We start from the raw sequence: 9158 nt of genomic DNA, 5'->3' as shown, positions 1-9158 counted from the left end.
GAGAATATTACCGGGAGGAAACGGGCTGAAGAGCAACTTCAAAACATTATCAGAGAACTTCAGACAATCCTTGAAAATGTTCCGGTCATGATCAGTTTTAAGGACATGGACAATCGGTATGTCAAGGTAAATCCTGCTGTCGCACGGATCATCGGGAGGCCGGTTCAGGAGATCGAAGGAAAAACCTTCTCCGAATTATATCCAGGTGCTCCTGATAATTTCTCCCTCACTGATCAAGAAGTTATCCTGTCAAAAACTCCAAAACTTGGAATACTAGAAGAACTCACAACATCCAAGGGTGAGCATATCTGGGTACAAACCGATACCGTTCCTCTCTTTAATGAATCCGGAGAAGCAATTGGAGTTATCGTTGTCAGTACGGATGTTACTGAAAGAAAACTTGATAAAGATGCAATAAGTCTCGTCAATCACAAATTAAATCTCTTATCAGGGATCACCCGGCATGATATCGGTAATGAACTTCAGGTGATTTTCGGATATGCAGGGTTGGCACTGGATCAAAACCTGGATCCCAGGGTGAGAGAATATATCAATAATGTAGATGTATCAGCACACCATATTGAGCGACAGATTTCATTTACCCGCGATTACCAGGATATCGGAGTACATACTCCAATCTGGCAGGATGTGAGAATCGTAATTACTCATGCCATTACCTCGATCGATGTCACACCTATTCAGGTTTTTAGTGAGGTAAAAGGAATTGAAATGTATGCAGATCCCTTGATCGTAAAGGTATTTTTCAATCTCATTGATAATGCAAAGCGATATGGTGACACGATCAGTAAGATCCGGTTCTATGGAGTAGAAGGGAAAGAAGGATATATTATCATCTGTGAAGATGATGGTGTCGGAATTCCCAATGAGTTCAAATCAAAAATCTTCAATCGTGAGTACTATAAACATACCGGGTTTGGGCTTAATCTTTCACGTGAGATTCTTGATATTACCGGGATAACCATCACTGAGACCGGTGAACCGGGAAAGGGAGCACGGTTTGAGATCCAGGTACCAAAAGGAAAGTGGAGACTCGTTGAATGATAGTGATCTCTGGGTTATTGATAGATACTCCCAGACTTTTCCAACCTGGCAGTAATTTTGTTCCTATCCTTCCTTAACGCAGATATGGAATTAAATTGCTGGGAATTTAATTCAATTGCCATATTGTCACAATTGTATGTCACCTCATCCTAACCCCAGGTTTATGAGAATAAATGCACCAGACCGAACCACATAAATGTAAACCGTTAAACCCGGAGTCATTCTCGATAAAAAAGGGTATTTAACTGTTTCATAGGCTGTTCAGGCAATAATAGGCAGGATACTGAATTAATGTAATGGGGTTAATAACCCTTTGCATGTGGCTTTTTCACGCAAAAAAGTAAAGGTAATTCCCGGTTATAGTACGAATCCTGACTGATAGGCAAAAGCCTTTTGCAGAGTTCTGATGCCACCGGTTACTTCTGTGGTGTCTTTCCATGTGTTTTCTGCAGAAGTCTTGTTCCAGGTCGCTTCTCCATCTTCCGTAGTGCCATCAAGGGCATAGTTGTCGTCCCCGCCATCACGGGCTTCCATGATGCTTCCTGCAAAGACGGTCTTTACCGTTCCTTCTGCAAAACCGCTCCCCGAGTTTGCATCAGGAGTGACCGCTATCTGGTAATTGACTTCTGCCGGGATATCAGCAGTTTCAGCAACTGCACGGATCTGGCCCTTGGTGGAAATCTGGGCACTGTTGATGTTCACCTGGGCACTCTTTGCCGAGACAATATTGCAGAATGCGGGAAGAACTGCAGCATTTCCCTCCGAAAAGACACAGCGGATATCATCTTCAGTGCCTGAGTAATTCCCGGCAACGGAGAGCGTATATTCTTCCTCACCCACCAGATGTGCACCCTCAGTACTTGCATATGTCAGCACCTTCTCAGATTCAATGTTATATAAACCGTTTAACTGATCACGGGAGTCAAATGCGAAATTCTTATTTTCGGCAAGTTTTCCTCCGTTAGTTAAGATGGAATCCTTATAGGTAACATCAGCAATCACCTGTTCGGCATCAAGAATTCCTTCAGGAATAGATCCCGGAGATGCGAGTACCCAGGACATGCTGGTTTTATCGTCTACAGCACCGGTAACATCGATCACACTGTCAATCGAGAATACCTGATTCTCCGGAGTCTGATTAGGTACGCGATCTGCAATTGTACCACCAGATAATGTCAGCACAACAAATAGCGTGAAGATCGTTACTACTTTTAATTTCATATATGTCCTCCTTCATATTGGTCATACTGAATTGACGTCATATACAAACATAATATCTGCATGAAATATCGGATAAATCATTAATTCAGAATTTCTCTAAATATCACCCGTTTTTGATAGGTATCAAAAAAGGAGACCGAGAGATCTGTAGTATCTGTATCAGCATGAAGAGGAGATTGATTTCGCATCAGCCTCTTCCATGAGGTGATGCATATGTTCATCGAGATTTTTTAGATGCCCAATAAGGGCTTCCATATCCCGCTGGACGTGTTCGATATCTCCATGCACATGAACAAGTTCTTCCTTCATGTGTTCGATCAATTCAGTATGTTCAACCATTTTTACCGTATTGCAGGTTTTTCCTGCAATACTATCATCTCTTTTTCGGTTCCTATGGATTAATCCCGAAAAATATCAGGTTTTTCTCCATATCCCTCAATACGTTTCCGTAATGGTAGGGAGATGACATACCGCCGGTTATTTTCAATTCAGGGCAGGATAGATGAGCCAAACAATGTTTGGCGTTTTGATTTGTGATCCTAACATAAGAGTACTTACTCATGTTTGGAGAACTTTCCCCCATATCAGTCTCACATATACCAATATCCGGAGAAACCATCACATATCCCTCATTCGAGCCTTTGGACCAACCAGAGAAACCCTGCAGAGTCTTACTTGTTGATGATGAGCCCGTGATTCTCGATATTACAAGCAGGTTTTTAGAACGTACAGGAAAGATAGAAACTATCTGCTGTAACTCTGCAGATGAAGCCTGTAAAGTCCTTCAAACACGCGAAATCGATGTGATTGTATCAGATTATGACATGCCTTACATAAACGGTATCGAATTTCTGTCATGTGTTCGAAACAGTGGATGCTCTATACCCTTTATTCTATACACAGGAAGAGGTCGTGAAGAGGTAGTAATTGAAGCACTCAACAACGGTGCAACCCATTATCTCCGGAAAGGCGGGGAACCGAAATCTCAGTATGCTGAACTCGTGAACATCATCTGCCAGATCTCTGAAAAAATTCGTTCTAAACAGGAAGTCAGGGAGAAGGAACATCTCATCGCAACTATCTTTGAACATCTTCCGGATCCGACATATGCCATTGATCTCCAGGGTAGAATCATTGCATGGAACAGGGCAATGGAAAATGTAACCGGTATCATTCGTGAGCGTGCAGAAGATGTGTCAGAATACAAACAATGCCTCCCTTTTTACGCAACTACCCACCGGGTTCCAGCCGATATCTTACTCGAAAAGAGAGAAGATCTTCCCCGGGATTTTACCTTGTTACTTCGAACAGAAGAGATGATAATAAGTGAACTATGCTTAGAAAACACAGAAAAAAAACAGGTAACCTATTGGATTAAAACCTCCCGCCTTTTTAATGGTTCAGGAATATTCAATGGGATTATTGAATCTATCAGAGATATCACGGCAGAAAAAAAAGCAGAATCAGATCTCATAAAAATGAGTCGTTATCACCGAACATTGATTGAGGCTCATATCGATCCTCTCATTACGATCGAGAGAGATCTGAAGATCAGCGATGTGAACAAAGCTACCGAGATAAGTATCGGGTACCCCCTTCAGACTCTTATCGGAACATCTTTCAGTTCCTGGTTTGTAGAGGGCGGTCTTGTGGAGGAGGTTTGCAGGAACGTGCTGAATCAAACGTCACAAGCCCATGAGTTACCGCTGAACCTGAAGACAAAATACGGGATCATTCCGGTCTTGCTATTCGCAACATCCTGCCCGGATGAAGACCAGCACGGAGAAAAAATATTCGCAGAAATACATGAGCGAAAATTAAACTGAAAAGATAATCGAAACCTTCTATGAAGAAGAAGTGTGTGAACTCAATAATTTCGGGTATACTTCTTCTATTCTTTTTCAGATGATATGATTTCGAACCTTCAATCGGGAATATATCTGAGTGAGCGAACCATTATACTGAACTCGGGATCTGTGTCTGAATTATAATCGATTTTCCCTTATCTCTCCTCATTTTTGGTCGAATGTGCCTTCTGTAATTCATTACCTGATGAATGAATCAGAAATCTCTGAAGACATAACGGAATGTCTTCTTCCTTTATTCCTCGAATAGACGATTTTATCGCCATAATGCGTTATTCACTCCATATTTATGACTCTTTCCTGATGGCACTACACTCCCTCTATTCCTAGTGTGGACTTCAGGTTGCAGTGCACATACTCATATCTCAATTTCGGGACTGATCTATTGTTCCCGAAAAAACCTATGAAATACAGAAAAAACTGAAAAATAGTATGGGGTTGTTATCTGGATGTAACCGGGGCTGCCATATGTATACCGATAGATTGTTCAACCGGTTTTTCTGAACTATGTTCCCTGAATAATGGAGAGGGGACACGGATTACAAACAGTGCTCCCTCTCCCGGGATTCCCTGCTCTTCTATCTGCATCCCACAGGAAGAGAGAATCTGGTCCACCATCGCGAGCCCTAGGCCGGAATTATCCCCTCTGTGTGGTCGGAATATGGCATGTTTCTTATTCGGGTCTATTCCTGATCCATCATCCTGAATCGACCACACAAGGTCAAACCCGTCCATATCAGATTCACACCGAATCCGGGATACCGATCCACCATGACGAATTGAGTTTTCCATGAGGTTGTAGACGACCTTTTCGATGAGCGGGTCTGCGAAAATCTCGATCCCGTGAAGGTAGTTTTCTATCGTGACCTGATCATTTGCCAGATTTTTTGATATTGTATCAATCAGAGTTCCAATATTTATCCATGAATGAGCAGTTGACCCCGGGATGAGGAGTTCACTACTCCCTGAAATCTGCCGGTGCATCGATGATGCAACCGATTTAATCCGGGAGAGTATCTCTTCCTTCCCTATCTCTGAATCATGTTCCCTGAGAATTTCAAGATATCCATATAATGCTGTGATTGATTTCAGGAGATCATGTCGGGTCAGTACAGAGAGGAACTGAAAGTGCTGATCGGTTTTCTGGATCGAACCCTGAATATCGTCTGATGAAATCGGGAGAGACGGTTCAACGTATCCACTCCACGGAACCCCGGCATCCTGAAATTGTAAGAACATATTCAGAGCAGAACAAGTGTTTGCACCGGCAGGAGTCTCAAGAAAGCGAACAAGATTTCCAATTGCGTTAGTGGTAACCGGAGAGAGTTCATGTTCAATGATACATGCCTCAGTATCAGCGATATCATGTGAAACGCCAATGAGTTCAAAAAACCGACGCAATGTCTCATGACGAATATGAACCGTCTCACCATGAATGCGTCCTTCAGGGGTCAGATAGGCCCCTTCATACCGTTTCCAGACTACCAGTTTTAACCTGGCAATCTTTCCTACCATCTCTACCACAGAAGAAGGGGTAACGTTAAGGAACTTTGCTATCTCACTGGTCCGGGCATATCCACGGGTTTTACTCAGGACAAATATTGCTTCGAGGTAGTCTTCCATAGTCTGAGACAACCTCATCTTTGCTGATTTCATCAGAACTCCTCCTCACCATTGCCATCCCCCGTTCAGTAACCTCGATCTTCATGGGCTTTCCTGCCTGTACCGCGTGACAGGAACACCTGCATGCGACACAACGGGAACCGCTCTTTGAGCACGGGCATTCTCCGTGATCCTGTTCACACCGCTTCAGATATCCGGTGCTACAGAGCATATCAACCCACCCATGGAGTGAACTCAGTGGAACCCCCATCTCAACTGACAATTCGGATAACAGACATCCTCCGCGTGAATGGATGAACCCAAGAACTGCGAGTCCTTCACTCATCAGAATGCACCTCCCTGGGAACATCCGAAGAGTATCCGGCGAATGCCCGGATAAGCGGGAATTGCAAGAATTGCTCCCCAGATAAACCCGGATCCGGTTAGTGTACCCATATCGGTAAACTCCCCTTCAATCATAAGTGAAATTGCTTGTGCTCCTGCTATCAGAAGAGTACAGACTCCGAAGATCAGGAGGAGGAGTAGTCCGGTGTACCCATACTGAACCCAGCGTGCCCGGTCTTTTCTTCCTTCAATGATGCCGGTGATGAGAATTGCTCCGATAAGCAGGAGGATACATCCTCCTGGAATATCTGCAGGAACCGGAAGACCGGATTCAATACCAAGGCCTGTGCCCAGAGAGACAAGACCAAAGATGATGGTGACCGTGGCTATCACCGCAGTCCAGAGATACAGATTTGTGTGTGGAAATCGGTGTATTGACATGTTATACTCCCAGTATTATTGTTCCGATGACTTTGACGATGAAGGCCAGGACAAACGCTACCAGTATTCCCCATCCAAGAGCAATACCGGTCCATTTCCAGGATCCCATCTCCTGTTTGATCACCCCGAGCGTTGCTACACAGGGGAGATAAAGGAGAACAAAGACCATGTACGCGAGAGCAGTCGCCGGTCCGAGTGCCGGATCGGCAGCCAGAGAGGAGGCGAGTGAATCTTCACCTCCATAGAGGGTTCCGAGCGATCCAACCACTACTTCCTTAGCGATGAACCCGAAGATCAGCCCGACCACGAGCTGCCAGGTAAACCCGAGCGGAGCGAAGAGTGGTTCTGCAATATGGCCCAAAATTCCTGCAATACTGTCAGCGGATCCATATTCAACTCCGAATGGCAGAGTAGCTAAAATCCAGACTACCAGAACACCTCCGAAGATTACAATCCCAGCCCGCTGGAGGTATTCGCGTCCCCGGTGCCACATGTGGAGTGCGGCTGCTTTCACCGTCGGACTCCGGTACGGGGGAAGTTCCATGATGAAGGGTGAAGGTTCATCGCAGAAGACCATCCTGCGAAACAGGAGTGCTGTGCCTATTGCTGCCAGGATGCCGAGAACATACAGGAAAAATATCACCGTCCCGGCATGAGCTCCGAAGAATATCCCGGCGAGAAGGACATACACCGGCAGACGGGCTGCACAGGACATGAACGGTATCGAGATGATGGTGATTATCCGATCAGCCCGGCTCTGCAGCGTCCGGGTTGCCATGATTGCAGGAACATTACACCCAAATCCGATCAGGAGCGGAATGAAAGATCTTCCATGCAGTCCGATTGACTGCATCAGCCGGTCCATCACAAATGCCGCCCGTGCCAGATATCCTGAATCTTCCAGAAGCGAGAGCAACAGGAACATGATAAAAATACTGGGGACGAAGCTGAATACGGTCCCAACACCACCGATAACTCCATCGGAGAGAAATGAAGTCACAGTTGGTCCGAGCCCGAGTCCTTGCAGTGAGTCGCTCATGGTTCCAAACAGTACCTCAAGACCTGCTGCAAATGGTACCGATGCACTGAAGGTCAACTGAAACGCAAACCACATGAACGAGAGAAAGATCGGTATGCCAAACCAGGGATGAGTAAGTACCTGATCCAGCAGATCGGTCGGCATTACTCTACCGATAGAGCAGGAGACGGCACACCCGGTGATCTGTTCTGCCGTTTTGTATCTGGCAATCATGATCTCCTGGATTAATCTGTCAATCTCTGCAGGATCGCAGGTATCAATTACCGGGATGGTAAGGTCTTCTGAATGAAGCCGGTGTGCGAGATTTTCATCACCTTCAAGGAGACGGATTGCTGCATAATCGGGAGTAAGGCCGCTGATGAGAGCGGTATGCTCCTGCAGAAAGGTGCTGATCCCGGTAAGCCTCTCGGTTACTGTTTGAGAATACTGAACCGAACAGGTACCAGTCTTTTTGCCCTGTACCGCAATGGCCGATGCAATAAGAGCTTCAATCCCTCTGCCCTGGCTGGCAACAATGCTGACAACCGGGATACCTATTGTACGGGACAGGCAGTCTGCATCTATTGATATCCCTGACTGCTCTGCAAGATCAGACATATTCAGGGCGATGACCATGGGAATGCCAATCTCCAGTAACTGGGTGGTCAGAAACAGATTGCGTTCAATATTGGTTGAATCGATGATCTGAACGACTACATCCGGATGGGAGGTAAGGAGTGCATCACGGGCAACCTGCTCGTCAGGAGTAAAAGCACTTAAACTGTAAGTTCCCGGGAGATCACAGATCGTTAAGGTGGTATCACCGGATTTCCGTGTTCCTTCCTTTATATCTACGGTCACACCCGGATAGTTACCGGTATGCTGGTATACACCGCATAAGGAATTGAACAGGGTTGTCTTCCCAACATTCGGATTGCCTGCTAACAGAAGACGAATTTCGTTCATTATACTCCTTTTACTGGTTTTACCATGACCATACTCGCGGCTCCGTTTCCCAATGCATACCGGCTTTCTTTTATCCTGATAATTACCGATTCATTTGCTTTCTGAATGACGGTCAGTTCTTCACCGACTGATATGCCGAGTTGTCCCAGGGTACTGGAGAGGTATCCGGCCCCACAGATGTGCTCTACCTCTACCCGATCTCCCGCTTTCGTGAAACTGAGTGGAACCATGATCTTATTCACTCCCTTCAACTGAAACCGATATCATGGCAGCTTCGGATCGTCGGATTGAGAGTTTATACCCACGAATCTGACATTCAGCAGGGTCACCAAGCGGCGCCCATTTGATTAGTTTCAGGACTGAACCCGGCAAAACTCCCATCTCCATAAGTCTCCTTTTCACGAGAGGTTCTCCAAAAATTTCTGAAATGACAGCAGAGGATCCCGGGAGCATTTTTTCAACAGTAATAACTTTCATAATTAATCATATAAGTTTTGACTGATCTAAATTTAATAGTGGGCACATATAAATTTTATTACGACGAATAGTTGGCAGAACTGTTTCTGCAGGATATTGGGGGAGTTCACGCCTTTAGATGTGGGACACGCAATAAACTTGGTATCACTGATATCACCGGT

General features: G+C 45.3%; 10 protein-coding genes. 2 read left to right on the top strand and 8 right to left on the bottom strand.

The window, feature by feature from the left end; genetic code table 11:
- The coding region (locus LUQ50_RS08765; protein WP_300039285.1) for a PAS domain-containing protein at positions 1-1062 on the top strand (1062 nt) is incomplete at its 5' end.
- Positions 1063-1419: 357 nt separating this feature from the next.
- On the opposite strand, the gene LUQ50_RS08760 is transcribed toward LUQ50_RS08765, so the two are convergent.
- Together LUQ50_RS08760 and LUQ50_RS08755 are read right to left on the bottom strand one after the other, a co-directional pair.
- Entirely contained in the window at positions 1420-2283 is an 864-nt protein-coding gene (locus LUQ50_RS08760; RefSeq protein WP_300039283.1) for a hypothetical protein, read from the bottom strand.
- Between the two features lie 159 nt (positions 2284-2442).
- Positions 2443-2622 (bottom strand): hypothetical protein, encoded by a 180-nt coding sequence (locus LUQ50_RS08755; protein ID WP_300039281.1) that lies wholly within the window; start codon positions 2620-2622, stop codon positions 2443-2445.
- Positions 2623-2843: 221 nt separating this feature from the next.
- Between LUQ50_RS08755 and LUQ50_RS08750 the strand changes: the two genes are divergently transcribed.
- Positions 2844-4109 (top strand): response regulator, encoded by a 1266-nt coding sequence (locus tag LUQ50_RS08750; protein ID WP_300039279.1) that lies wholly within the window; start codon positions 2844-2846, stop codon positions 4107-4109.
- A 480-nt stretch (positions 4110-4589) separates the two neighbouring features.
- Here LUQ50_RS08750 and LUQ50_RS08745 read toward each other — a convergent pair whose 3' ends face one another.
- Genes LUQ50_RS08745 through LUQ50_RS08720 form a run of 6 tightly spaced genes read right to left on the bottom strand, consistent with a single transcriptional unit; the run spans position 4590 to position 8997 of the window.
- Positions 4590-5771, bottom strand: a complete 1182-nt coding sequence (locus LUQ50_RS08745; protein WP_300039277.1) for an ATP-binding protein — start codon at positions 5769-5771, stop codon at positions 4590-4592.
- A complete protein-coding gene (locus tag LUQ50_RS08740) occupies positions 5734-6096 on the bottom strand; it encodes a hypothetical protein (protein ID WP_300039275.1) in 363 nt (120 codons plus the stop codon). Before LUQ50_RS08740 ends, LUQ50_RS08745 begins: the two co-directional genes overlap by 38 nt.
- On the bottom strand, positions 6096-6536 hold the full coding sequence (locus LUQ50_RS08735; RefSeq protein ID WP_300039272.1) for a hypothetical protein: 441 nt from the start codon (positions 6534-6536) through the stop codon (positions 6096-6098). Before LUQ50_RS08735 ends, LUQ50_RS08740 begins: the two co-directional genes overlap by 1 nt.
- 1 nt (position 6537) lies before the next feature.
- The gene (gene feoB / locus LUQ50_RS08730; RefSeq protein WP_300039269.1) at positions 6538-8520 is read right to left on the bottom strand and encodes a ferrous iron transport protein B; all 1983 of its coding nucleotides are present in this window, start codon (positions 8518-8520) and stop codon (positions 6538-6540) included.
- A complete protein-coding gene (locus tag LUQ50_RS08725) occupies positions 8520-8750 on the bottom strand; it encodes a FeoA family protein (protein WP_300039266.1) in 231 nt (76 codons plus the stop codon). Before LUQ50_RS08725 ends, feoB begins: the two co-directional genes overlap by 1 nt.
- Positions 8751-8754: 4 nt before the next feature.
- The gene (locus LUQ50_RS08720; RefSeq protein WP_300039263.1) at positions 8755-8997 is read right to left on the bottom strand and encodes a FeoA family protein; all 243 of its coding nucleotides are present in this window, start codon (positions 8995-8997) and stop codon (positions 8755-8757) included.
- Positions 8998-9158 lie beyond the last annotated feature (161 nt).

Source organism: Methanospirillum sp. (assembly GCF_028679455.1).
Taxonomy (GTDB): domain Archaea; phylum Halobacteriota; class Methanomicrobia; order Methanomicrobiales; family Methanospirillaceae; genus Methanospirillum.
The sequence above is the reverse complement of the archived record's forward strand: the minus strand, read 5'-3'. Positions and strand labels throughout refer to the sequence as shown.